We start from the raw sequence: 23,395 nt of genomic DNA, 5'->3' as shown, positions 1-23,395 counted from the left end.
GTGCCAGAGGTTGAGCAGCAATGACATCATCGTCAGTTTGGACATCGGTACATCCAAGGTTCGTGCTATTATTGGCGAAGTGAATAACGGCGTCATTAATATTATTGGAGTTGGATCGGCCGACTCGGAAGGTATCCGCAAAGGGGCTATCGTTGATATTGACCAAACCGTTCAATCCATTCGCAATGCGGTGGATCACGCCGAGCGTATGGTCGGTATTCAAATAAGCGATGTATATGTGGGCATTCAAGGCAATCATATCGGTTTGCAAACGAATCACGGCGTTGTCGCCATTTCCAATGAAGATCGTGAGATCGGAGAAGAAGACATCGAACGCGTCCTGCAAGCTGCGAAAGTAGTAGCTTTACCTCCGGAACGCGAAATCATTAACCTAGTTCCTAAGCAGTACTTGGTTGACGGTCTTGAAGGCATCTCAGATCCTAGAGGCATGATCGGCGTTCGTCTTGAAGTAGAAGCAACACTTGTTACCGGGGCCAAAACCGCAATACATAACTTAGCCCGGTGCGTCGAGAAAGCTAATCTGCGGATTGCCGGCATTATCCTAATGTCACTTGCGTCAGGACAAATGGCGCTCACCAAAGATGAGAAAATGATGGGTACTGTCCTCGCAGACATTGGCGCCGGATCCAGTACCATTGCAATTTTTGAGCAAGGAAGCATTGTTGCGACTTCCACGCTGCCGGTTGGCGGCGAGTATGTGACCAGCGATATTTCTTACGGACTCCGTACTCAAACCGAGCAAGCCGAGAAGATCAAGCAGAAATTCGGCTGTGCGCTTATCGACGATGCGGCCGAAGATCAGAAATTCAAAGTTATGCGTATGGGCAGTAACGTGGAGAAGGAATTCTCCCAGGTTGACCTGGCCAACATCATAGAACCACGCATGCAAGAAATTTTTCACTTGATCCGTCAAGAAGTACGCCGACTAGGCTACGGTGATAAGATCAATGGATACGTTTTAACGGGCGGTACAGTGACGATGCCGGGAACATTGGCACTGGCCCAACATGAATTGGAAGCAAGCGTCCGCATTGCGGTGCCGGATTATATCGGTGTTCGTGATCCTGCTTTTACCAGTGGTGTTGGTATGATTCAATATGTTTCAAAGTATATGAAAGGCAAGGCAGTTTCTTCGCCTAAGAAGAGTGCCAGCCGGAAGTCCAGTTCAACGAATTCGCCCTCGAAGCCTGGTCTTTTTGAAAAATTGAAAAATATGTTTAGTGAATTTATTTGATCGGGGGATACAACAGCATGTTGGAATTTGATTTCGAAAATGAGCAACTGGCTCAAATCAAAGTCATCGGCGTTGGCGGTGGTGGCAGCAATGCCGTAAACCGAATGATTGAGAATGGTGTCAGAGGCGTAGAATTCATAACTGTGAATACAGATGCGCAAGCATTGCATATGGCGAAAGCTGAGCAGAAGCTGCAAATCGGTGACAAGCTGACTCGCGGATTAGGCGCAGGTGCAAACCCTGAGGTTGGTAAGAAAGCAGCTGAAGAATCACGTGAAACGGTCATGAACACGCTCAAAGGCGCGGACATGGTATTCGTAACAGCGGGTATGGGCGGCGGAACCGGTACAGGTGCTGCTCCCGTAATCGCTGAGATCGCTCGCGAGTGCGGCGCGCTGACAGTGGGCGTAGTAACACGTCCGTTTACTTTCGAAGGACGTAAACGCTCCGGACAAGCTGAGCTCGGTATCGAAGCGCTTAAAGAAAAAGTAGATACGCTGATCGTTATTCCGAATGACCGTTTGCTTGAGATCGTCGACAAGAAGACGCCAATGCTCGAAGCATTCCGCGAAGCGGACAACGTGCTGAAGCAAGCTGTACAAGGTATCTCTGATCTAATCGCAGTACCGGGCCTGATTAACCTTGACTTCGCTGACGTGAAGACAATCATGACGGAGCGTGGATCTGCACTCATGGGGATCGGTAACGCGACAGGCGAGAACCGTGCTGCCGATGCAGCCCGCAAAGCCATTCAAAGCCCGTTGCTTGAAACATCCATCGACGGTGCGCGCGGTATCATCATGAACATCACGGGCGGCGCTAATCTCTCGCTCTATGAAGTGAATGAAGCGGCTGAAATCGTTATTTCGGCTTCCGATCCGGACGTAAATATGATCTTCGGTGCTAGCATCGACGAGAACTTGAAAGAAGAGATTAAAGTAACGGTTATCGCAACAGGTTTCGAGCACCGTCACAGAGCTGAAGTTCGTCGTCCCGTAACCGGACAACCGGAAGCAACGAGCACTGAGGCTCCTCGCCAGCAAGCTGCAGGCACGGGTCCAAAACCGTTTGGCAGCAATGTATCCAGCGATCAACTGGATATTCCGGCATTTCTTCGCAATCGTCGCAACACCTAGTTACCCTTAATAAGGACTTTAGCCGCTTTCCGGATCACCGGGAAGCGGCTTTTTTGCTATTTTCGCTGCCGGAAATCGCACCTTTTAAAGGTGTCTTGGAGCGCAAACCATCCCTTTGCACTAACCGAATGCTGCAAAATTCGCGTTAACGGTTAGTGCGGCATCGACAAAAAAAGATCGCTCCTGACGGCATGTTTAGACAGACATTGTAATAGGATTTAACTATACTAGACACAAGCCGCAAATCCTCGCTAAGCTTTTACGAGGGAAACGGCGACCAGGGAAGTGCGGCAGGAAGGTGAATGCACTGGATGCAGTTTATCTCGACGTATTATTCATGGTCAACCTGCTCATAGACGGCTCGAATTTGCTGCTGACAGCTTGGGTGCGAAGTATACGTGCAAAGTGGTGGCGAGTTCTCCTCGCTGCAGGTGTTGGAAGCTTGTATGCCGTAATGATTGTGTTTCCGCCGTTGTCGTTCTTGTTTACGATCGTCATCAAGATTGCGCTGTCTATCATCATGCTGCTTATAGCGTTCGGATTTGGAAGCGTTCAATATTTCGCTCGCCATGTAGGTGCGTTTTACGGCGTCAACTTCGCCGCCGCCGGTGCAGTAATTGGAGCCCATTACTTGTTCATGAACAGCTCCAATAAGCTTTGGCATACCGTCGCCACTGTAAATGGGAAATTATATTTCATGCTGAAGCCATCGATGCTCTTTGTCTTCAGTCTTATTGGCGTCGGCTATTATATCTACCGATCGGTGATGACACAACGGAAAGAACGTGATTTGGTCACCAATCATCTCGCGGAGGTGAAGGTTCGAATCGAGGATAGGGAGTATAGCTGCACAGGGCTGATTGACACGGGAAATCAGCTGTACGAACCGCTGACCCGAACACCGGTCATGGTTATGGAAGCTGCCGTTTGGCAGGATGTGCTGCCTGCTTCATGGATTGCCCAAATTCGGGAATCGCAGGTCGATAAGCTCTTAGCGAGCATGACGGATGATACGCCCTTCATTTGGCGAGACCGGCTAAGACTAGTGCCATATCGCGGTGTAAATCGCGGCGCGCAGTTCATGCTGGCGATAAAACCGGATCTTGTCATCATCCATCGCGATGGTGAAGTCTATGAATCCAAGAAAGTGCTCATTGGTTTAGACGCCGGTAAACTCGTCGCTGACGGCACCTACCAGGCGATCATCCATCCGTCACTTCTTCAAAATCGAAGTGTCACGATCGATACAATACACAGTTCTTCGGGAAGGGATGGAACAGCATGCTCGTCAAATGGAAATTGATCCTGCAGTTATATTATTATCGCGTTTTGTTTTTATTCGGATTAAAGAGCGAGGAAATTTATTATATCGGCGGGAGCGAAGCGCTGCCACCCCCGCTCACACGTGAAGAAGAGGAATATTTGCTCGAGAAGCTGCCATCCGGCGACGCTGCGATCCGTGCAATGCTGATCGAGCGCAATCTTCGTTTAGTCGTGTACATTGCCAGAAAGTTTGAGAATACAGGCATTCATATTGAAGATTTGGTGTCCATCGGTGCAATCGGGCTCATTAAAGCGGTCAACACGTTTGATCCAGAGAAGAAAATCAAGCTCGCTACGTACGCATCACGTTGTATCGAGAATGAAATATTAATGTATCTGCGCCGCAACAGCAAGACGCGGACAGAAGTATCGTTTGATGAACCGCTCAATATCGACTGGGATGGCAATGAGCTGCTCTTATCCGATGTGCTTGGAACAGAGAATGATACGATCTACCGGAATATTGAAGAGCAGGTAGACCGGAAGCTGCTTCATAAAGCATTGGATAAGCTGACCGAACGCGAACGGATTATTATGGAGCTGCGTTTTGGCCTTGCGGATGGGGAAGAGAAAACCCAGAAGGATGTCGCCGATTTACTCGGTATATCGCAGTCCTACATCTCAAGGCTGGAGAAGCGAATTATTAAACGGCTTCGCAAAGAGTTTAATAAAATGGTCTAATTGGTGAACAAAGTGGCCGCAATCCCTGTAACAGCGGGGATTGCGGCCTTTTTGCGCTAAACTAGAAACTCATTCCAGTGACAATGAAGGCAAAAATTGTTTATAATGCAATTTGTTCTTCAAGCTTGGGATCAGTTTGATAACGATGCAACAGGGTATTCTAGCGATAACGGCAACAATGGATGGCAGGAGGTTTTACAGCTGATTGAGCTCTTAGACATAAGCAAGTCATACCGTACAGGCAAGACGAAAGTGGACGCAATCACAACTATTAATCTTACTATAAATAAAGGCGAGATATTCGGCATCATCGGCCATTCCGGAGCAGGTAAGAGCACATTGCTGCGCTGCGTGAATCTACTGGAGCGCCCTACTTCAGGGTCCGTGAAAGTTGGAAATGTAGAGTTGACGAAGCTCTCTACTACGCAATTGCAGCAGGAGCGCCGCCGGATCGGGATGATTTTTCAGCATTTTAATTTGCTCACTATGGCGACGGTTCGCGATAATATAGCTTTCCCGCTGGAATTGGCCAAGCAATCAAGGTCAGCGATCAAGCAGAGAGTGGACGAGCTGTTGAAGCTGGTAGGCTTGGAGCAGCATGCCGATAAATATCCGGCTCAACTCTCTGGCGGGCAGAAGCAGCGTGTGGGTATTGCCAGAGCGCTTGCCAACAATCCGGATGTGCTTCTCTGTGACGAAGCGACTTCGGCGCTGGATCCGCAGACTACGAATGCAATTCTATCACTTCTGCTGGATATTAATGAGAAGCTCGGCATTACGATTCTTCTGATCACGCATGAGATGCATGTCATTCGCTCGATCTGCGATCGCGTTGCTGTCATAGACGGCGGAGAAATCGTAGAGATGGGCGATGTGCTGGATGTTTTCCTCAAGCCTCAGCATGCCATCACGATGGATTTTGTCAGCCAAATTGCAGATTCCTTCGATCCGCGCGAGCTGATCGGCACGCGCAGCGGACGTCTCGTGAAGATGAACTATGTCGGCGAAGTAACGTATGAGCCGCTATTGTTTAATGCAGTTAAATCCACTACGGTGGAATTTACGATATTGCAAGGGACCGTTTCACGGATGAAGAACACGCCGTACGGCCAGCTTGTGATCGAATTTATCGGCAATGACCGTGAGATTGACGAAGTGCTCGCGAGTCTGCGCGATAAAGGGCTGGAAGTAGGTGAGCTGAAATGAATGTTTTGAAATCGAATAAGATCGATTGGAGTCAGGTTCGCTGGGAGGAAGTTTGGAAAGCGACGAAGGATACCTTGACCATGCTTGGGGCGTCCTTACTGTTTACCATCATTCTTGGCTTGATTCTGGGTGTCGTGTTATTTCTGACGTCCAGACGGCAGCTGCTGGAACAACGTTTGGTGTACGCGGCACTGTCACTCGTTGTGAATATCCTTCGTTCCGTCCCTTTCGTTATCCTCATGATCATGATCATGCCGCTTACGAAAGCGATAACCGGTACAACGCTTGGCGTACAGGGCTCAATCCCGCCACTCGTCATTGCGGCTGCGCCGTTCTTCGCCAGACTGGTGGAGACTTCGCTGCGCGAGGTTGACCGAGGCGTTATCGAAGCCGCGCAGTCGATGGGGGCATCGCGTATGGACATTGTTAGGCGTGTGCTGCTGCTTGAGGCTAGACCGGGTTTGTTGGCGGCTATTACAATAACAGCTGTTACACTCGTTTCCTATACCGCGATGTCAGGCGTAATCGGAGGCGGCGGTCTAGGTGACCTGGCACTGCGATACGGGTATCAGAGATTCCAGACCAGCGTCATGATTGTTACCGTCGCATGCCTTATTATTTTGGTTCAGATCCTGCAGATGGCCGGTGATTATCTGGTGCGCCGATTTAGCCGGAAGTAAGGTGAACAGCATAGAAAGCTTTATACAGATGGAGGAATGAAGAATGAAAAAGGTAAGTTTTGCTCTATTGCTTCTGGTGCTCGTCGTGGCGTTGTCCGCTTGCGGAGCGAAAAATAACGAAGCAAACAATTCGAACGCAGGCAATACGGCTGCAAATAATGGCAATAACGCTCCTCAAGAAGTAACGCTGAAGGTTGGCGCTACTCCGGTACCGCATGCTGAAATTCTCGAATTTATTAAGCCTGCCCTGAAAGAAAAAGGCATCAATCTGGAGGTTGTCGAGTTCAATGACTACGTTCAGCCGAACACGCAATTGTACGAGAAGCAATTGGATGCAAATTTCTTCCAACATACGCCATACCTGGACCAATTCAATAAAGATAAAGGCTATGATCTTGTTAACGTAGCCGGTGTCCACATTGAGCCGTTCGGCGCTTATTCGAAGAAAGTGAAAAGCGTTGATGAACTGAAAGACGGCGCGAAGGTCGTGATTCCAAATGATCCGTCCAATGGCGGCCGTGCCCTGGCTTTGCTTGCAGCGAACAATGTCATTAAGCTGAAAGACGGCGTTGGCGTGGCAGGTACTGTTCACGATATTACGGAGAATCCGAAAAACCTGAAAATTACGGAAGTTGAAGCTGCAACGCTTCCGCGCGTTCTGGATGAAGTGGATCTGGCTCTGATCAACACGAACTATGCACTGGAAGCAGGTCTCGTTCCGACGAAGGATGCTCTCTTCATCGAAGGCAACGACTCGCCTTATGTGAATATTGTGGTTGCTCGTCCGGATAACAAAGATTCCGATGCGATCAAAGCATTAACCGAAGCGCTGCACTCCGCAGACGTGAAGAAATTCATCGAAGATAAATACGAAGGCGCGATTATTCCGGCCTTTGAATAAATCGCAAGTAATCCAAGCACTGTCTCTCCCTCACCTAATGGGGGCAGACAGTGCTTTTTATTTTACCGAAAACAAGACGCTTGACATGGTGGTGTACTACGGGTATAGTACACGTATAAGGTGTATGAACTAAGTAGTACACACACTATTAAGACGGAGTTGGAGCTTATGCAAGCTGGCGAAGGCAGCGCGGAATTGAAGTTCAATAGCCGCGACCCTGTCTACCTCCAGGTAGTCAGGCACTTTAAGGAAGAGATCGCAACGGGGCGATTGGAGAAAGGACAGGTCATCCCGTCGCGCCGAGAAATAGCAGGCAAGCTGAAAATCAATCCGAACACCGCGCAGAAGGCTTACAAAGAAATGGAGGAACAGGGATTGATCGTTACCGAGGGGAATTCCCCAAGCCGCATCACAACGGACGAACAGATATTAAGCTTGATACGAAGCGAGCTCATTACAGATGCCGTCGATGCATTTGTGCAATCTATAGCTAAGATTCAAGTTCCTGTCGAAGAGCTGCTCGCCATCGTCAAGAGCAAAGTGGAAACAAATTATTCGCAAGCAGCAAAGGAGGAGCAGGCATGATCGAGTTTAAATCGGTTCGCAAGAAATACGGCCGCAGAAAAGTGCTTCAGGATGTATCGTTTACGGCGAAGAAAGGAAATATTACGTGCTTGATCGGCATAAACGGAGTAGGCAAATCCACCGTACTTAAAGCTATTATGGGCCTTACGCCAATAGATGGGGGCAGCATCCAAGTTGACGGAATGCCGGTAGGCAAACATATTTACGAGCATGTCGCTTATGTTCCGGACAATATTACAATGCCTCCCAATATGACCGTCGGGGCAAGCATGCAGTTCATGAAAGATTTCTACGCCAGCTGGAACGAGGCGCGCGCAGAGGAATTGCTGGTCTTCTTCAAGCTGAAGCGGACAGACCGGATTTCCGAGCTTTCCAAAGGAAATACGGCCAAGCTGAACCTGCTGCACGGACTTTCGCTGGACGTGGAATACGTGCTGATGGATGAGCCATTCTCGGGCATCGATGCATTCAGCAGGGAGCAGATCGCAGGCGTGTTTACGAGCAAGCTCGTGGAAGACAGAGGCGTTATCATTACGACGCATGAAATTAACGATATCGAGCATTTAATCGACGAGGTCGTGCTGCTTGACAACGGGTTCGTAATGAGACAATTCAATTGCGAAGATATGCGCATGCAGGAAGGCAAATCGGTAATGGACGTAATGAGAGAGGTGTACAACGGATGAATCGTTTTTTGAAGCTGCTTCATATGGAGGTTTCTCGTTTCTGGAAGCTGTATGTCACATTGTTCGTGATGACGCTGTTCATGCAATGCGGCGGTATTCTGTACGAAAGCAATAAATACATGCAGGTCGTAAAAGATAAAATGGGGCCGGCCACGTCAACGTTCGCAAAGTTCGCAGCCGAAAACGGCGTAGTGTCCTTTTCCGATATGATGAGCAGAGCCAACTTATTCATACTTGCCCCGATCGCGCTTTGCATCGGCGGATTAGCGCTTTATGTGTTTTTGATTTGGTATAGGGAATGGATGGGCAAAAACATGTTTATTTATCGGCTGCTGATGCTGCCAACGGAAAGACGGCATTTATATTTGGCCAAGCTGAGCGCTATTCTGCTGTTCGTTTTCGGCTTAGTGGCCTTCCAACTGCTCATTCTGCCGCTGGAATCCGCATTGTTTACGTCGGTCGTTGACCAAGAATTAAGAGGGGGCGCCGAAACGTTGACATCGGTCATCCAAAATCACTCGTTTCTGCAAATTCTCGTTCCTCGTACCTTTACGGAACTTATTTTGTATTATGGCAGCGGTGCTTTGTTCGTCATCATTCTGTTCACGGCGATCCTGCTGGAACGCAGCTACAGGTTGAAAGGTATCGTAGCCGGCGTCATTTATATCGGCGTTGCATGTCTGCTATTGATTGCACCCATGCTCATCATGAATCGCGACATTAACGATTATTTATACCCGAACGAAATTTTTATTATCGAGTTCATCATCGCCGTATTGATCGGCGCTATGTCCCTTGCAATCAGCTTCTTCTTAATGAATAAGAAGATATCGGTATAGGAGGTTTACTACACAATGAAACGCTATTGGTTTTCCATCCTGCTCGTCGTCTTTATCCTGGCGAGCATTGGCACTTATTACGTGAATGCAGCTACGCGCAGCTACCCGGACTTCAAGCTGCTGACCGTTTCGGGTGACGACAATGAGGCGAAATCGCTTGTTCTGGAAGGCACGACAAAGGGATACGGTTCGCTGATTGTTAGTTCGAATGGAAGCAAGTATCATCAAGAAGAGTCCTATTTCGAGCAGCTTTCGATCGCCAAACGATACAGCTACAATCAGGAAATGGTCCAGTTGTTTAAAGAGCATCACGGCTTCATGCGCGCGAAAAGAAGCTCGAACTCGTTCTTCCAAGATGAGAAGACGCTTGCTTATGTTTCCTTTAATAATGGATATGTAGATCGGAATTCTAAGTTCAATGTTTCTACGCTCGATTTGAAAACAAATGATGAACGAAACTTCGTTGCAGCCGTGCCTAACCATGAGCAATACAACTGGGCCTACGTGATGGACGTACAACTGGATGGCGAGAAGCTATACGTCTTCACCATCAATTATAGAATGAACAAAGTTAATGAACAGAGCTTCGGAGAACAGGAGATTCATAAGTATACGGTGGATTTAACCGCGAAGAGCATTGCCGAAGATGAGATCCTTTTCGCTGATAAGAAGCTGGATAATGGCCAATTCGTAAGATATACGCTGGAAAGTTCAACGCCGTATAACGCACCTAACGATATGCTCGTGTTTAGACAGCAGACGGAAAAACACGTGAAAGACAAAGACGGAAATGATGTTACGCAAAGCACGAAGTCGGAGCTGTTCACGCTGAATTGGAAGACCGGCGAAACGACGGCTGTGCCTGCTATCGATCCATCCATTTCCGACTATTGGGTAAACGCAACTTCGGATTCGATTATTCTGATCTTTAAGAAAGAGAAATCGGCCCTTGTGAAGCGTTATGATCTGAAGACGCGCGAACTCAAGGAGTTCACAATCCCTGCCCAGGCGGTATCAAGCTCGATGGTCAATGGCGACCGACTGTATCTGATGTCCAAGGAAGCCAATGAATTCGATGTTGTCATTGCCGATTTGAAACAAAGCAAAGTCGTCTATACCGGCAAAATCGACATTAACGAACAAGGCGAGAAGCGTTCCGCGCTTCTTAAAGACCTGGTCATTTACTCGCTGTATGTGAAGAAATAAAAGGAACGCGCAAGCCCCCGGAATCATCCGGGGGCTTGTTTGCGTTTACATTGCAGGCCAGCTCTGAGAATGACTTTCTTCTTGCGCGAGGGGGGAATAAATTGGGGGGGCAAGGAGATACTGAACATTAATGTTTCTCCTTGGGAGGTAATCACGTTGACCCGAAACAAAGTCGAGATTTGTGGAGTGGATACCGCGAAACTGCCTGTCCTCACAAACGCGGAAATGCGGGAGCTATTTACCGCATTGCAAACGCAGAATGAGTGGGCAGCAAGAGAGAAATTAGTCAATGGCAACTTGAGGCTAGTGCTTAGTGTGATTCAACGGTTTAACAACCGCGGGGAATTCGTCGACGATCTCTTCCAAGTCGGCTGCATCGGCCTCATGAAAGCAATCGACAATTTCGATCTCAGTCAGAATGTTAAGTTTTCCACCTATGCGGTTCCGATGATTATCGGTGAAATCCGCCGTTATTTAAGGGACAATAACCCGATTCGCGTGTCGCGCTCATTGCGTGATATCGCGTATAAGGCACTGCAGGTAAGGGACAGCTTAACGAACAAAAACTCAAGGGAGCCGACGATTTTTGAAATTTCCGAGGCGCTGAACGTTCCGAAGGAGGATGTCGTTTTTGCGCTCGATGCCATTCAAGACCCGGTATCATTGTTCGAACCGATTTATCATGATGGGGGAGATCCCATCTATGTGATGGACCAAATCAGTGATGACAAAAACAAAGATGTGTCGTGGATTGAAGAAATTGCTCTTCGGGAAGCGATGCACAAACTAAATGAACGCGAAAAAATGATTCTGTCGATGCGTTTCTTCGAAGGGAAAACGCAAATGGAGGTAGCCGACGAAATCGGCATCTCACAAGCGCAAGTATCCCGCCTCGAGAAATCCGCGATTCAACAGATGCAGAAACATGTTAAAACGTAACCTAACCAAAAGTGAAACGGCGCCCAGCGCCGTTTTTTTGCTTATCACCGAGCAGCTATTATTACGGGCAAGCAGGACATTTTGCCCATTTGGCACATATAGTGATAATAAGGTGATGAGCAGTTCTTTCGGAAGCGTGGTGAACGGTTAATGAAAATTTCGGATTTTCAGACGAAGGACGTTATCAATATCGTAGATGGACGCAAGCTGGGGCAGGTTAGTGACTTGGAGCTGGATTTGCGGCAGGGACGCATTGATTCCATCGTTGTACCGAACTATTCCCGTTTCTTCGGCTTGTTCGGCGGCGGCACGGATGTGGTGATCCCTTGGCGAAATATTGTGAAGATCGGCACCGATGTCGTACTCGTACGGATTGATGATGCGAAGGTGTACAAGACGGAGGAAGACGATGTGCAGGTTCGATAAGCGCATCGCTCTGCCGTTTAATAGTAGCCTTGCGAGCGGAAGGCTGCTCGCAAGGAGGCTGCCAAGCGTGGTACACTGGGTGAAGAGGTGATTGAAGCATGGAACCGTTTAAACTTGTTGATGCAGCGAAGAGCCCTTCGCTTTTTTTATTGCCGCAATGGATAAAGCGGTTTGATGGGCTGACCGTCGGATTCTCCGGAAGGGAAGGCGGCGTCAGCGGCGCGCCATGGCAATCGCTGAATTGCGGTCTTCACGTAGGGGATGCACCGGATGATGTTGTACGCAATCGCAGCCTGCTCGCGGAGACGCTTGGCTGGCCATTTGAAGCTTGGACCTGTGCGGAGCAGGTGCACGGCAATCACGTCCACATTGTAGAAGCGGATGATCGCGGCAAGGGTAGAGCGAGCCGTGATTCTTCGATTACAGACGCCGACGCGCTTGTGACCGATCAGAAGAATATATTGCTGACTTCCTTCTACGCGGATTGTGTGCCGCTGTATTTCTTCGACCCCGTTCGTGAAGTCATTGCGCTTGCTCATGCCGGCTGGAAAGGGACCGTGCTGGAAATAGCCAGGTTGACCGTTGAACGAATGGTCTCGACCTTCGGCTGCGATGCCGCGTCCATCCAAGCGGCAATTGGTCCTTCCATCGGGATGTGCTGCTACGAAGTCAACGATGTCGTGCTGGATCGTGTATTGCCGCTCATCGCTGACCTGAATGCGAATCCTGCAGATATGGTTGAGCCGACCAGCGAAGGAAAAGCTCGGATAAACTTGAAAGAATTGAACCGACAGATTATGATAAAAGCAGGAATTTTGCCGAGTCGTATCGAATGTTCAGAGTGGTGCACCGGTTGTGCGACGAATCTGTTCTTCTCTCACCGAGTGGAAGGCGGATCGACAGGCCGAATGGTGAGTTGGATCGGCATGAAAGAAGGAGACAAGTAAGGCGTGACGACATTATCGCAACGTATTGAAGAAGTAGAACGGCGGTTGGCAGAAGCATGCGCAAGAAGCGACCGTCAGCGTTCGGAGATTGAATTGATTGCAGTAACGAAGTACGTGGGCGTACCGCAGACGCAAGCGGTCCTGCAGCAAGGTCTCGTTCACATGGGTGAGAATCGCTGGCAGGATGCCGCACAGAAGTGGAACGCGATCACGGGCAGCCGGTGGGATGCAAGCTTAGACCATGCGCCGTCCGGACAAGCTGTATGGCATTTCATTGGGTCACTGCAAACGAATAAGGTTAAAGAAGTCATAGGGAAATTTACATACATCCATTCCTTGGATCGTCTTTCATTAGCGGAGGCAATCGAGCGTAAGGCCGCTCAGCTCGATATCAAGGTGCCTTGCTTTATTCAGGTCAATGTATCCGGAGAAGACAGCAAGCATGGCCTTCAGCCTGAAGAACTGATCCCTTTCGCCAAGCAGTTAGTGGCCTTTCCTCATATCGAGCCGGTTGGGCTGATGACGATGGCGCCGCTTGACGGCGAAGCCGAGCAATCCCGGCCCGTATTTCGCGGGTTAAGACAGATTCGTGACGAACTGAATCGAAGCGCTGTATTGAGCAAGCCGGTTAACGGTTTGTCGATGGGCATGTCGGGGGATTTCGAGGTTGCTGTAGAAGAAGGCGCAACATGGTTACGATTAGGCACGGTACTGGTTGGTCACAGCTAAGGATGCGTTTCAGCAAGGGAATATCTGGAATGCAAATTAAGAGGGAAAGAGGGCGACGGGCATGATGAACAAATTTATGAGCTTTCTCGGCCTGCAAGAGGAAGAGGAAGTCGTAGAGCGTGAACGAATTGACAATCATGACGAACAAGATAATGAAACTTCTCCCTTTGAGCAACGTAAACAACCTGCAAAGGGAAATAATATCGTCAGTATTCATTCTCAGAAGAATGTGCGCGTTATTCTGAACGAACCCCGTTCGTACGAAGAAGCACAGGATATTGCGGACCATTTGCGCTCGCGTCGTTCAGTCGTTGTGAACCTGCAGCGCGTTCGTTCGGATCAAGCCGTGAGAATCGTCGATTTTCTCAGCGGTACGATTTATGCGCTGAACGGCGGCATTTCAAAGCTAGGTCCTAATATTTTTCTTTGCACGCCTGACTCGGTTGAAATTCAAGGCGCAATAACGGAAATGCTGGCAGATGAGCAAGATTACAAAAAAATGAGGTGACCTTGAGTTGGACGTAGCAAATTTAATCTTAACCCTATCACAGATTTATCAGTATATGATCATTGCTTACGTGCTGTTGTCATGGCTGCCGAGCCTGCGTGAGAGCTTTATCGGCGAATTACTGGGTAAATTGGTTGAGCCGTATTTGGCTCCATTCCGCAGATTTATCCCGAATATCGGCGGAGTGATTGATATCTCCCCGATCGTAGCCCTGTTTGCACTTCGTTTCGTGGCCTTGGGATTGATTTCGGTCATCGAGATGTTTATCTAATGAAAAATGAAATTTATGTCCATTTCCATCCGGATGAGCGGCCCTTCGTGGACCGCGCCTCGGAATGGATCGAACGAGCAGCATTCGGTCACGAAGTGAAAGTGACCGATTTTCTCGATCCAAGACAGGCCGATATCGTAGCGTCGCTGGTGAACCGGCGTGCAGATGTTGGTCTTCGCTTTGTAGGCGGCTATGAAGGCGCTGAGCGCAGAAGGGCTATTATTGCCCCCGATTACCGCGATCTTGAAAGTGAACCCGAAGGGATTGCCTTAATCGAAGTGACCGGCGGGACGCAGGGTCATTTGGAGCTGGATCACGGCGATTACCTGGGCGCGCTTCTGGGACTGGGCATCAAGCGTGATCGCATCGGTGATCTTCATGTCCATGAGGATGGCTGCCATTGTTTAGTCGTCTCGGAAATTGCCGATTATATTAATATTCATTTACGACAAGTCCACCGTGTTCATGTCCTAACGGACATCCTTCCTCTTGATCAGCTGCGGCCAGCGGTTTCCGCAATGGAGGAGATGAATTTGTCGGTGGCTTCTTTGCGTCTTGACGGTATTGCCAGCGATGTACATCGAATCAGCCGTACCAAGATCGTGGATCCCATCAGAGCCGGGAGATGCCGCGTCAACTGGAAAGTAGAAGAGGATCCTTCCGCGCAATTAAAGGAAGGCGACGTCGTTTCGATGCAGGGGCTTGGCCGTTTCAAAGTACTTGTTGTAGAGGGGATTACGAAGAAAGGCAGAGTTCGGGTCAAAATCGGCAAATTTATCTAATCGTTTGCAGGAAAATGGCTCCATCTGTCGAAATTAGAAGTAAACTCAGGAAGGATACGGCTTAAGGCGCTAGTCCCAGACGGGGATGGCCTAAGTTTGATCCCCTTCGACTACAATCAGGAGGTGCGCCAATGCCGCTTACGCCATTGGACATACATAACAAGGAATTTGGCAGACGACTTCGCGGGTACGATGAAGACGAAGTAAATGAATTTCTGGATCAAGTCATTAAAGACTATGAGGCGCTCATTCGCGAGAACAAGGAAATTCAGAATCAAGCACTGTCCTTGCAGGAGAAGCTGAATCATTTCTCCAACATTGAAGAAACGCTGAGCAAAACAATCATTGTGGCGCAGGAAGCGGCTGATGAAGTGAGAAGCAATGCGAAGAAAGAAGCGCAGCTGATCGTCAAAGAAGCCGAGAAGAACGCTGACCGCATCATTAACGAGTCGCTTAGCAAATCCCGTAAAGTGGCACTAGAGGTGGAGGAGCTGCGTAAACAAGCTTCGATCTATCGCGCCAGATTCCGGACGCTCGTGGAAGCACAGCTTGAGCTGCTAAGCCACGACAGCTGGGACACATTGGATGGTCCGGCGAGCTTAACAAGCGAAATCGTTCGCGGCGTGTAACTATTTGTTGCGATTGGTTTGACAATTGTTTTGGAATCGCGTATAAATGGTAATAATCAATCTATACGATCAGTTCGTTGACGAGAACGAGTACGTTTCTGTTAGCACTCCAGAGAGCCGGTAATTGCTGAAAGCCGGTGTGTGAACAGTTGCGGAATATCCTCTCCGAGAAGTACTGCCTAACCTTATGGCTGCCATAAGCAGTAAGCAGTTCCGGAAGTCCACCGTTATTGGGAACTCGGATGCATGCATCCGTGACGAAGGTGCCAAGCATAGCGGCGCGTCCATTTGCCATCTCTGGAAGAGTACGGTGAAGAAGAACGCAGCTAAACTTGGAACAAGGGTGGTATCGCGAGCTATAGTCTCGTCCCTTTACAGGGGCGGGGCTTTTTTTATTTTCCAGGAGAACGAAAGGGGTATGAGCGTATGCAACGCGTCGATGTCAAAGAGAAAGCAAGAAGTCGGGACTCTAGAGTACTGGCCAAGTGGAGAGAAGAAGAGACGTTCAAGCAGTCGATCACAAACCGGGAAGGCAAGCCGAATTTTGTTTTCTATGAAGGGCCGCCGACCGCGAACGGAGCTCCGCATATCGGTCACGTGCTGGGACGCGTAATCAAAGACTTCATCTGCCGCTACAAGACGATGGATGGTTATCGTGTCGTTCGTAAAGCAGGCTGGGACACGCATGGATTGCCGGTTGAGCTTGGCGTTGAGAAGCAGCTTGGCATCTCCGGCAAACAGGAAATCGAGAAATACGGCGTAGAAGCCTTTATCACGAAGTGCAAAAACAGCGTATTCGAATATGAGCGTCAATGGCGTGAATTGACTGAAGCGATCGGCTACTGGACCAACATGGACGATCCGTACATCACGCTGAACAACAACTACATCGAGAGTGTTTGGCATATTTTATCGACGATCCATGGCAAAGGACTGCTCTACCGCGGTCACCGCGTTAGCCCTTATTGCCCATGCTGCCAAACTACATTAAGCTCGCATGAGGTCGCGCAAGGGTATGAGGATGTTAAGGACCTTAGTGCTACTGTGAAATTCAAGCTTGCAGACTCCGACGAGTACGTGCTGGCTTGGACGACAACGCCTTGGACACTGCCGGCGAACGTTGCCCTTGCCGTTAATCCGAATTTGGATTACGCGCGCGTACTGAAGGATGGCCAAGTTTACTTCGTCGCTGAAGCGCTTGTTGAGAGCGTAATGAAAGGCGACTTCGTTATCCAATCGACTGTCAAAGGTGGCGAGCTGGTCGGTAAGAAATACGAGCCGCCATTCAAATACGCACAAATCGAGAATGGCCACTTCGTCATCCCGGGTGACTTTGTCAGCGATACAAGCGGTACTGGTATCGTCCATATTGCTCCCGCACACGGTGAAGACGACTACAAGGTAGCTCGCCAGAACGGCGTCAGCTTCTTGAACGTGGTCGACAATGCGGGTCGTTATATCGATGTTGTTACGGATCTGGCCGGTCGTTTCGTGAAAGAATGCGATGTCGACATTGTCAAAATGTTAAGCGAACGCGGCTTGCTCTTCTCCAAAGAGCGTTATGAGCACAGCTATCCGTTCTGCTGGCGCTGCAAAACGCCGCTGATCTATTATGCGACAGACAGCTGGTTTATCGAAACGACTGCCGTGAAGGATCAGTTGATCGCGAACAACGCAGGCGTGGAATGGTATCCGGGCCACATCCGTGAAGGGCGTTTCGGTAAATTCCTCGAGGACTTGGTGGATTGGAATATCAGCCGTAACCGCTACTGGGGAACGCCGCTTAATGTGTGGATTTGCGATAGCTGCGGCGAACAGCATTCACCGGGCAGCAGAGCGGACCTGGTTGCGCGTTCCACAACGCCAATCTCGGAAGACATTGAGCTTCATAAGCCTTACGTAGATGAAGTGAAGCTGCACTGCCCGCATTGCGAAGGCGGCGTCATGACGCGGACTTCCGAAGTCGTCGACGTTTGGTTCGACAGCGGTTCGATGCCATTCGCGCAATACCATCAGCCGTTCGAGAAGCAAGAAATCTTCGCTGAGCAATACCCGGCGGACATCATCTGCGAAGGCATTGACCAAACGCGCGGCTGGTTCTTCAGCTTGCTGGCTGTATCTACGCTGTATAACGGTAAAGCACCGTATAAAGCGGTTATTTCCACCGGTCATATTCTGGATGAGAACGGACAGAAGATGTCCAAATCCAAAGGGAATGTTATCGACCCTTGGGAAATCATCAACGAGTATGGTACGGACGCATTCCGCTGGGCGCTGCTCGCTGACAGTGCGCCGTGGAACAGCAAACGTTTCTCGCGTGGCATTGTAGGCGAAGCTAAATCCAAAGTGATCGATACGATCGTCAATACGCATGCATTCTTCGCGCTTTATGCATCGATTGACGGTTATGATCCTGCCGCTCAACCGGCACGCGTATCCGCGAATAAGCTGGATCGCTGGATTGTATCCCGCTTGAACAGCTTAACTGCGCAAGTGAACAAGAGCCTATCTGTCTATGACTTCCTCAATGCTGCGAAGAGCATTGAAACCTTTGTCGATGAGATGAGCAACTGGTACATCCGTCGTTCCCGTGACCGTTTCTGGGGCAGCGGTCTAACCGATGACAAGCTGGATGCGTACGGCACATTGCGCACAGTCCTGCTTACGATTTCCCGTCTAATCGCACCGTTTGCGCCACTGGTAGCCGAAGATGTATATACGAATCTCGGAGATGGCAGCAGCGTGCATCTGGCGGATTATCCGAAAGCAGATGAAGCGGCAATCGATGAAACGCTGGAGCGCGATATGGAAACAGCGAGACAAATCGTTGAGCTGGCCCGTAATGTCCGCAATGAAACGGGCATCAAAACACGTCAGCCGCTATCGGAGCTTATCGTAGCGCTTGACAACGAATTCGACCTAACCCCTTATGAAGCGATTATCAAGGATGAAATTAATGTGAAGTCGATCACGATTGCAAGCGGCGACACCGGCTTCGTTGACTTTGCCTTTAAGCTGAATCTTAAGGTAGCCGGCAAAAAGTACGGAAAACATGTCGGACCGATCCAAGGCTACTTGAAGTCGCTGACTCCGGAGCAAACGAGCGGGATCATGAAAGCAGGCGTGCTCACATTCGCATCGCCGGATGGCGAGTCGCTTGAGATCGCTCTGGATGAGTTGCTTGTGGAGAAGCAAGCTAAAACCGGTTTTGCTTCGGCATCGGGTTACAACTTAACGGTTGCCATCAATACCGATATCACGCCTGAGCTGGAGCAGGAAGGTTTGGTTCGGGAAGTGATCCGTGCTGTACAGGATACCCGTAAGAAGCTTGATCTTCCGATTGAGATGCGTGTTCATCTCGTACTGGAGGTCGATGCGGAGCTGCTCGCGGCACTGCAAGCCTTCGAATCGGTGCTGTTCGAAAGCGTCCTGCTGCGCAGCGTGGAGTATGGCAGCCAAGCGGATATGGAACGCGTTTCTCTGGGAGATAAAGAGATTGGAATTTCTGTCGTAAGGGTATAGTAACCTCATAGCAGCAAACAACACGAACGCCCATGAAGACGAACGGCGAGCGGCAAATTTGCCGCTTCCGAACTGCTGCATGGGCGTCGTTCTTGTTTGCTTCAAGCCCTGGGGAGGGATCCTTCATGACAGAAGAGAATAAAGACTTAATCGGTGTAAGGCACGCACTGGATGCACTGGAGAAACGGCTGCAGAAGGTAGCTTCCGAGATGGAACGTTCCCAAATCGCCGATTATGTGCAGCTCCTTAATCGCCCGTACTCGCTAATGTGGCGCAATTTGCTTGGCGGCACTGCGCGAGGTGTCGGAATCGCGATCGGTTTTACGTTCTTTGCGGCAACGATTCTCTATGTGCTGCAGCTGCTGGGGGCACTCAATTTGCCGATCATCGGTGATTATATCGCAGACATTGTCCGCATCGTACAGCATCAGCTGGAAGGGAAGACTTATTAAGGGCTAGGCGTTATTGCTCCTCGAGCATATGATCGCCTTCCTCATGCTCCATATAGTTATAATATTCCCGATTGCGGACTACGCTGACATGTTTGCCCGTAATGTCTGTTGCCAAGAAGCTTTCGAGCGGCTCCACATAGCCGTCAGCTTCGTCAGCTTCGATGCCGATCTCATCGTAAGAACGAACATTGGCATTCTCGGACATGGCCGGTGAGTCGGAGTTGCCCCAGCTCTCAACAATCTGCCAGGCATCTTCGCCATCAAAGCCGTTGTATCCATCTTCGTGCTCATCCATGCTCGAGCGGCCGAAACCGGGCGCAAGGAATTGTTCTTCCACCGGACGGTGCTCCGAAATATCTTGTCTGGGCGAATGCGCAACACAGTACAGCGAATCAGGCAGTGCTTGCAGCCTTTCAAGCGGGATATCGCTTCCGCATGTACGACAGGTGCCATAGCTGCCATCTTCCATAGCGGTCAATGCAGCATCGATGCGGCTAAGATGAAATTCCTCTTGCTCATGAAGCGCGAGGTCTTTGCCGCGCTCATACGTCTCCGTAGCGGCATCCGCGGGATGGTTATCATACGATGACAAATCGCCGGATTCATCCTTCAGGGATGCGGAGAATCCGTAATGCTCGCTGCTTGCAAGCCGCTGTTCAATTGCAGCTTTGTCCACGACAAGGCGACTGCGTAAATTTCGTAGCTGGGTGTTCGTTAGGTTCGTCATGATGAGTGCCCTCTCTTCACATTGGCATGATGGCATACTTTCTGTCGTTAGTTTCCCAACTAAGGTGCTGTTTTAGAGGCGGGTATTCATGGATGAATTGGCAAAGGCATACGGAATTTGTCCTAGTCTGTATGAGCCCTCCTATGCTACAATGTTGAGGACAAGGGGGCATATGCGATGAAATATTATTACTATTGGCTGGCGGTTGTTGTATTCGTAATTGACTATTTTACCAAACAATGGGTAGAGAAAAGTCTTACGATCGGTGAAACTAAGCATGTGCTCGGCGATTTCTTTATTCTGACATCCATTCGAAATAAAGGTGCCGCGTTTGGAATTCTGCAAGAGCAGCGTTATCTGTTTATTTTGATTACGCTCGTTGTTGTAGGAGGCATCGTTTGGTATATGATGAAGAACCGCAACTCCGGCAAAACCTTGCTTCTTGGAGGTCTTGGCCTCGTTCTTGGCGGCGCTCTCGGTAATTTCCTGGAGCGTGCACTCTATGGCGAGGTTGTTGATTTTCTGCAGTTTACGTTTGGCAGCTATGTGTTCCCGATATTCAACATTGCCGATACCGGTATCTGTGTCGGTGTAGGTATGATTTTGCTGGATGCGATTCTGACATCCAAGAGAGAGAACGGAGATTCAAAATCAAATGGACAAGAAGAACCTAATGGACAAGGGCACCAGTTTATTCAATGATGAGCCCATGAGTTTTACCGCGATTGAAGCGGATGCCGGTGAACGGCTTGATAAATTTGTAACCGAAAGCATTGAAGAAGGCTCGGTCTCCCGCACGATGGTGCAGGATTGGATCAAATCCGGCGCCGTGCTGGTCAATGAGCGTCAAGTGAAGGCGAATTACAAACTAGCCGTGGCCGATGTGGTCACGGTTATTATTCCTGAACCGGAAGAAGCCGTCATTGAGCCGCAGAACATTCCGCTGGATGTGGTCTACGAAGACAGCGATGTGATTGTGATCAACAAACCGCGCGGCATGGTCGTTCACCCTGCACCCGGTCATTACTCGGGTACCGTCGTGAATGCGCTTATGTACCACTGCAAAGATCTTTCAGGGATCAACGGCGTGCTTCGCCCAGGTATCGTGCACAGGATCGATAAGGATACTTCCGGCCTGATCATGGCCGCGAAGAACGATCTGGCGCATGCTTCGCTGGCTGCACAGCTTAAAGCCCATACGGTGACGAGAAAATATCTCGCCCTCGTGCACGGGACGATGCCCCATGAGCATGGAACGGTTGATGCTCCGATCGGGAGAGATCCTCAGGATCGGAAGGTGTTCATCGTCACCCAGCGCGGCAGCAAAGAAGCCGTTACGCATTTCCAAGTGGCGGAGCGTCTTGGCGATTTCACGCTGCTCGAGCTGAAGCTGGAGACAGGACGGACGCACCAGATCCGCGTGCATATGAAATACATCGGACACCCGCTCGCAGGTGATCCGATCTATGGTCGGAATAAGACGATCGGTCTTAAAGGTCAGGCGCTGCATGCGGCAGTTCTTGGTTTTGATCATCCTCGGACAGGGGAATACTTGGAGTTTTCGGCGCCGATTCCTTCTGACATGGAACATGAGCTGATGATTTTGCGTCAACGCTAGTTGTGTAATAGTACAAACTTTTCACTAATTTCTTTATGTGGTTCAAGGCTTACGTTGCGCTATGATGATAACAAACTGTAAGCAGTGACAATGAAAGGTGAGATGGATCGATGACTCAAATCAATCACAACTATACGCAGCTGCAAGGGAGCTACCTGTTCTCTGAAATCGCAAAGCGCCGTACTACATTTATTCAAAACAATCCAAATGCCCAAATTATCAGCCTCGGAATCGGCGACGTAACGCGCGGTCTGCCGGATGCGGTAACGAAAGCGATGCACGCTGCAGTTGATGAGCTGGCTAACCCGGGTTCATTCCGCGGCTATGGCCCGGAGCAAGGGTACGACTTCCTCATTAACGATATCATCAACAATGACTACAAAGCGCGCGGCATCGACATCGCGACGAACGAAGTATTCGTCAGCGACGGTTCCAAGTGCGATGTAGGTAACATTCAAGAGATCTTCAGCCAAGACGCTGTTATCGCGGTTCAAGATCCGGTATACCCTGTATACGTGGACACGAACGTAATGGCGGGCCGCTCCGGCAAGTTCAACAAAGAAACGAACCAATACGAGAACATCGTCTATCTGAAATGCGACGCGTCGAACAACTTCACGCCAAGCCTGCCGGAGCGCAAAGTGGACTTGATCTACTTGTGCTACCCGAACAATCCGACTGGTATGACACTTTTGAAGGAAGAGCTGAAGCGCTGGGTTGACTTCGCAAAAGCGAACGACTGCATCATCTTGTATGATTCGGCTTACGAGGCATTCATTCAAGAAGCTGACGTTCCGCGCAGCATCTATGAAATCGAAGGCGCCAAAGAAGTAGCGATCGAATTCCGCAGCTTCTCGAAGACAGCCGGTTTCACGGGCGTTCGTTGCGCCTATACCGTTGTTCCTCGCGAGCTGAAAGCGAAAGACGCGGACGGCAACGTATTGCTCGTTAACGATCTGTGGAATCGCCGCCATACAACGAAGTTCAATGGCGTTTCTTATGTAACACAACGCGGTGCCGCTGCCATCTACACGCCGGAAGGCAAAGAGCAAATCGGGGCGATCATTGACTACTACATGACGAATGCGGGCATTATCCGCGAAGGTCTGGCATCGCTTGGCCTTGAAGTGTTCGGCGGCGTTAACGCGCCTTACATTTGGCTCAAGACTCCGAACGGTCTTGACTCATGGGCATTCTTCGATAAGCTTCTGTCGGAAGCGAATATTGTGGGTACGCCGGGTGTGGGCTTCGGCCAAAGCGGTCAAGGTTACTTCCGCTTGACAGCATTTGGCAGCCGCGAGAATACGGAGAAAGCAGTAGAGCGGATTACAAAGCTTAGTCTGTAAT

At 49.7% G+C, this 23,395-nt stretch carries 25 protein-coding genes and 1 other annotated feature; of the genes, 24 read left to right on the top strand and 1 reads right to left on the bottom strand.

The genetic code is table 11. From position 1 onward, the window contains the following. The first annotated feature begins 10 nt into the window (after positions 1-10). The 21 genes from ftsA to BM412_RS15250 all read left to right on the top strand — a co-directional run bounded on the left by ftsA (position 11) and on the right by BM412_RS15250 (position 19,703). Positions 11-1,255, top strand: coding sequence for a cell division protein FtsA (gene ftsA, locus BM412_RS15350; protein ID WP_091219508.1), 1,245 nt, complete (start codon positions 11-13; stop codon positions 1,253-1,255). Positions 1,256-1,272: 17 nt separating this feature from the next. Further along, positions 1,273-2,391: a cell division protein FtsZ gene (gene ftsZ / locus BM412_RS15345; protein ID WP_091219506.1), complete on the top strand. Its 1,119-nt coding sequence runs from the start codon at positions 1,273-1,275 to the stop codon at positions 2,389-2,391. A 298-nt stretch (positions 2,392-2,689) separates the two neighbouring features. Beyond that, entirely contained in the window at positions 2,690-3,694 is a 1,005-nt protein-coding gene (gene spoIIGA / locus BM412_RS15340; protein WP_091219504.1) for a sigma-E processing peptidase SpoIIGA, read from the top strand. Then, on the top strand, positions 3,673-4,395 hold the full coding sequence (sigE, locus tag BM412_RS15335) for an RNA polymerase sporulation sigma factor SigE (protein ID WP_091219501.1): 723 nt from the start codon (positions 3,673-3,675) through the stop codon (positions 4,393-4,395). Before spoIIGA ends, sigE begins: the two co-directional genes overlap by 22 nt. 201 nt (positions 4,396-4,596) lie before the next feature. Further along, the gene (locus tag BM412_RS15330; protein ID WP_091220554.1) at positions 4,597-5,601 is read left to right on the top strand and encodes a methionine ABC transporter ATP-binding protein; all 1,005 of its coding nucleotides are present in this window, start codon (positions 4,597-4,599) and stop codon (positions 5,599-5,601) included. 80 nt (positions 5,602-5,681) lie between these two features. Next, complete coding sequence (locus BM412_RS15325; protein ID WP_371264818.1) at positions 5,682-6,281, top strand: methionine ABC transporter permease; 600 nt, start codon at positions 5,682-5,684, stop codon at positions 6,279-6,281. Between the two features lie 43 nt (positions 6,282-6,324). After that, the gene (locus BM412_RS15320) at positions 6,325-7,182 is read left to right on the top strand and encodes a MetQ/NlpA family ABC transporter substrate-binding protein (RefSeq protein WP_091219500.1); all 858 of its coding nucleotides are present in this window, start codon (positions 6,325-6,327) and stop codon (positions 7,180-7,182) included. A 168-nt stretch (positions 7,183-7,350) separates the two neighbouring features. After that, positions 7,351-7,767: a GntR family transcriptional regulator gene (locus tag BM412_RS15315; RefSeq protein WP_091219498.1), complete on the top strand. Its 417-nt coding sequence runs from the start codon at positions 7,351-7,353 to the stop codon at positions 7,765-7,767. After that, on the top strand, positions 7,764-8,453 hold the full coding sequence (locus BM412_RS15310; protein WP_091219496.1) for an ABC transporter ATP-binding protein: 690 nt from the start codon (positions 7,764-7,766) through the stop codon (positions 8,451-8,453). The genes BM412_RS15315 and BM412_RS15310 overlap by 4 nt, the downstream gene beginning before the upstream one ends. Next, positions 8,450-9,292 carry a hypothetical protein gene (locus BM412_RS15305; RefSeq protein ID WP_091219493.1) on the top strand — a complete coding sequence of 281 codons (843 nt, stop codon included), beginning with the start codon at positions 8,450-8,452 and terminating at the stop codon, positions 9,290-9,292. Before BM412_RS15310 ends, BM412_RS15305 begins: the two co-directional genes overlap by 4 nt. 15 nt (positions 9,293-9,307) lie before the next feature. Next, the gene (locus BM412_RS15300) at positions 9,308-10,498 is read left to right on the top strand and encodes a hypothetical protein (protein ID WP_091219490.1); all 1,191 of its coding nucleotides are present in this window, start codon (positions 9,308-9,310) and stop codon (positions 10,496-10,498) included. Between the two features lie 156 nt (positions 10,499-10,654). After that, positions 10,655-11,437 (top strand): RNA polymerase sporulation sigma factor SigG, encoded by a 783-nt coding sequence (gene sigG / locus BM412_RS15295; protein WP_090573745.1) that lies wholly within the window; start codon positions 10,655-10,657, stop codon positions 11,435-11,437. A gap of 150 nt (positions 11,438-11,587) precedes the next feature. Next, a complete protein-coding gene (locus BM412_RS15290) occupies positions 11,588-11,863 on the top strand; it encodes a YlmC/YmxH family sporulation protein (protein WP_090979788.1) in 276 nt (91 codons plus the stop codon). Between the two features lie 98 nt (positions 11,864-11,961). Further along, a complete protein-coding gene (gene pgeF, locus BM412_RS15285) occupies positions 11,962-12,810 on the top strand; it encodes a peptidoglycan editing factor PgeF (RefSeq protein ID WP_091219487.1) in 849 nt (282 codons plus the stop codon). Between the two features lie 3 nt (positions 12,811-12,813). Further along, on the top strand, positions 12,814-13,539 hold the full coding sequence (locus BM412_RS15280; RefSeq protein WP_091219486.1) for a YggS family pyridoxal phosphate-dependent enzyme: 726 nt from the start codon (positions 12,814-12,816) through the stop codon (positions 13,537-13,539). A 61-nt stretch (positions 13,540-13,600) separates the two neighbouring features. After that, on the top strand, positions 13,601-14,047 hold the full coding sequence (locus tag BM412_RS15275; RefSeq protein ID WP_091219483.1) for a cell division protein SepF: 447 nt from the start codon (positions 13,601-13,603) through the stop codon (positions 14,045-14,047). A gap of 7 nt (positions 14,048-14,054) precedes the next feature. Further along, a complete protein-coding gene (locus BM412_RS15270) occupies positions 14,055-14,318 on the top strand; it encodes a YggT family protein (protein ID WP_091219480.1) in 264 nt (87 codons plus the stop codon). Next, positions 14,318-15,100, top strand: a complete 783-nt coding sequence (locus BM412_RS15265; protein ID WP_091219478.1) for a YlmH family RNA-binding protein — start codon at positions 14,318-14,320, stop codon at positions 15,098-15,100. The genes BM412_RS15270 and BM412_RS15265 overlap by 1 nt, the downstream gene beginning before the upstream one ends. A 131-nt stretch (positions 15,101-15,231) precedes the next feature. Further along, positions 15,232-15,729, top strand: a complete 498-nt coding sequence (locus BM412_RS15260; protein ID WP_091219472.1) for a DivIVA domain-containing protein — start codon at positions 15,232-15,234, stop codon at positions 15,727-15,729. Between the two features lie 68 nt (positions 15,730-15,797). Further along, positions 15,798-16,104 (top strand) — a binding site (T-box leader). A 51-nt stretch (positions 16,105-16,155) separates the two neighbouring features. After that, a complete protein-coding gene (gene ileS / locus BM412_RS15255; RefSeq protein ID WP_091219470.1) occupies positions 16,156-19,251 on the top strand; it encodes an isoleucine--tRNA ligase in 3,096 nt (1,031 codons plus the stop codon). 125 nt (positions 19,252-19,376) lie between these two features. Next, positions 19,377-19,703: a DUF5665 domain-containing protein gene (locus BM412_RS15250; RefSeq protein WP_090979772.1), complete on the top strand. Its 327-nt coding sequence runs from the start codon at positions 19,377-19,379 to the stop codon at positions 19,701-19,703. Between the two features lie 10 nt (positions 19,704-19,713). On the opposite strand, the gene BM412_RS15245 is transcribed toward BM412_RS15250, so the two are convergent. Then, positions 19,714-20,430 (bottom strand): TraR/DksA C4-type zinc finger protein, encoded by a 717-nt coding sequence (locus BM412_RS15245; RefSeq protein WP_091219468.1) that lies wholly within the window; start codon positions 20,428-20,430, stop codon positions 19,714-19,716. Between the two features lie 177 nt (positions 20,431-20,607). Here BM412_RS15245 and lspA point away from each other — a divergent pair, with 177 nt between their 5' ends. The 3 genes from lspA (at position 20,608) to BM412_RS15230 (ending at position 23,394) form a co-directional block, all read left to right on the top strand. Beyond that, the gene (gene lspA / locus BM412_RS15240) at positions 20,608-21,132 is read left to right on the top strand and encodes a signal peptidase II (protein ID WP_091219465.1); all 525 of its coding nucleotides are present in this window, start codon (positions 20,608-20,610) and stop codon (positions 21,130-21,132) included. Next, positions 21,104-22,048 carry an RluA family pseudouridine synthase gene (locus tag BM412_RS15235; protein ID WP_371264817.1) on the top strand — a complete coding sequence of 315 codons (945 nt, stop codon included), beginning with the start codon at positions 21,104-21,106 and terminating at the stop codon, positions 22,046-22,048. Before lspA ends, BM412_RS15235 begins: the two co-directional genes overlap by 29 nt. A gap of 110 nt (positions 22,049-22,158) precedes the next feature. Next, on the top strand, positions 22,159-23,394 hold the full coding sequence (locus tag BM412_RS15230; RefSeq protein WP_091219460.1) for an LL-diaminopimelate aminotransferase: 1,236 nt from the start codon (positions 22,159-22,161) through the stop codon (positions 23,392-23,394). The last annotated feature ends 1 nt before the right edge of the window (position 23,395 follow it).

The sequence above is a fragment of the Paenibacillus sp. BC26 genome (assembly GCF_900116125.1).
GTDB lineage: Bacteria > Bacillota > Bacilli > Paenibacillales > Paenibacillaceae > Paenibacillus_Z > Paenibacillus_Z lignilyticus.
This window is presented reverse-complemented; position numbering and strand designations above follow the sequence as displayed.

Excerpts from the sequence above, each read along its gene's own strand:
- ftsZ (WP_091219506.1), top strand. The coding sequence starts at position 1,273 with ATGTTGGAATTTGATTTCGAAAATGAGCAACTGGCTCAAATCAAAGTC.
- sigE (WP_091219501.1), top strand. The coding sequence starts at position 3,673 with ATGCTCGTCAAATGGAAATTGATCCTGCAGTTATATTATTATCGCGTT.
- BM412_RS15325 (WP_371264818.1), top strand. The coding sequence starts at position 5,682 with ATGCTTGGGGCGTCCTTACTGTTTACCATCATTCTTGGCTTGATTCTG.
- BM412_RS15320 (WP_091219500.1), top strand. The coding sequence starts at position 6,325 with ATGAAAAAGGTAAGTTTTGCTCTATTGCTTCTGGTGCTCGTCGTGGCG.
- BM412_RS15315 (WP_091219498.1), top strand. The coding sequence starts at position 7,351 with ATGCAAGCTGGCGAAGGCAGCGCGGAATTGAAGTTCAATAGCCGCGAC.
- BM412_RS15310 (WP_091219496.1), top strand. The coding sequence starts at position 7,764 with ATGATCGAGTTTAAATCGGTTCGCAAGAAATACGGCCGCAGAAAAGTG.
- BM412_RS15305 (WP_091219493.1), top strand. The coding sequence starts at position 8,450 with ATGAATCGTTTTTTGAAGCTGCTTCATATGGAGGTTTCTCGTTTCTGG.
- BM412_RS15300 (WP_091219490.1), top strand. The coding sequence starts at position 9,308 with ATGAAACGCTATTGGTTTTCCATCCTGCTCGTCGTCTTTATCCTGGCG.
- BM412_RS15290 (WP_090979788.1), top strand. The coding sequence starts at position 11,588 with ATGAAAATTTCGGATTTTCAGACGAAGGACGTTATCAATATCGTAGAT.
- pgeF (WP_091219487.1), top strand. The coding sequence starts at position 11,962 with ATGGAACCGTTTAAACTTGTTGATGCAGCGAAGAGCCCTTCGCTTTTT.
- BM412_RS15275 (WP_091219483.1), top strand. The coding sequence starts at position 13,601 with ATGATGAACAAATTTATGAGCTTTCTCGGCCTGCAAGAGGAAGAGGAA.
- BM412_RS15265 (WP_091219478.1), top strand. The coding sequence starts at position 14,318 with ATGAAAAATGAAATTTATGTCCATTTCCATCCGGATGAGCGGCCCTTC.
- BM412_RS15260 (WP_091219472.1), top strand. The coding sequence starts at position 15,232 with ATGCCGCTTACGCCATTGGACATACATAACAAGGAATTTGGCAGACGA.
- ileS (WP_091219470.1), top strand. The coding sequence starts at position 16,156 with ATGCAACGCGTCGATGTCAAAGAGAAAGCAAGAAGTCGGGACTCTAGA.
- BM412_RS15250 (WP_090979772.1), top strand. The coding sequence starts at position 19,377 with ATGACAGAAGAGAATAAAGACTTAATCGGTGTAAGGCACGCACTGGAT.
- BM412_RS15245 (WP_091219468.1), bottom strand. The coding sequence starts at position 20,430 with ATGACGAACCTAACGAACACCCAGCTACGAAATTTACGCAGTCGCCTT.
- lspA (WP_091219465.1), top strand. The coding sequence starts at position 20,608 with ATGAAATATTATTACTATTGGCTGGCGGTTGTTGTATTCGTAATTGAC.
- BM412_RS15235 (WP_371264817.1), top strand. The coding sequence starts at position 21,104 with ATGGACAAGGGCACCAGTTTATTCAATGATGAGCCCATGAGTTTTACC.
- BM412_RS15230 (WP_091219460.1), top strand. The coding sequence starts at position 22,159 with ATGACTCAAATCAATCACAACTATACGCAGCTGCAAGGGAGCTACCTG.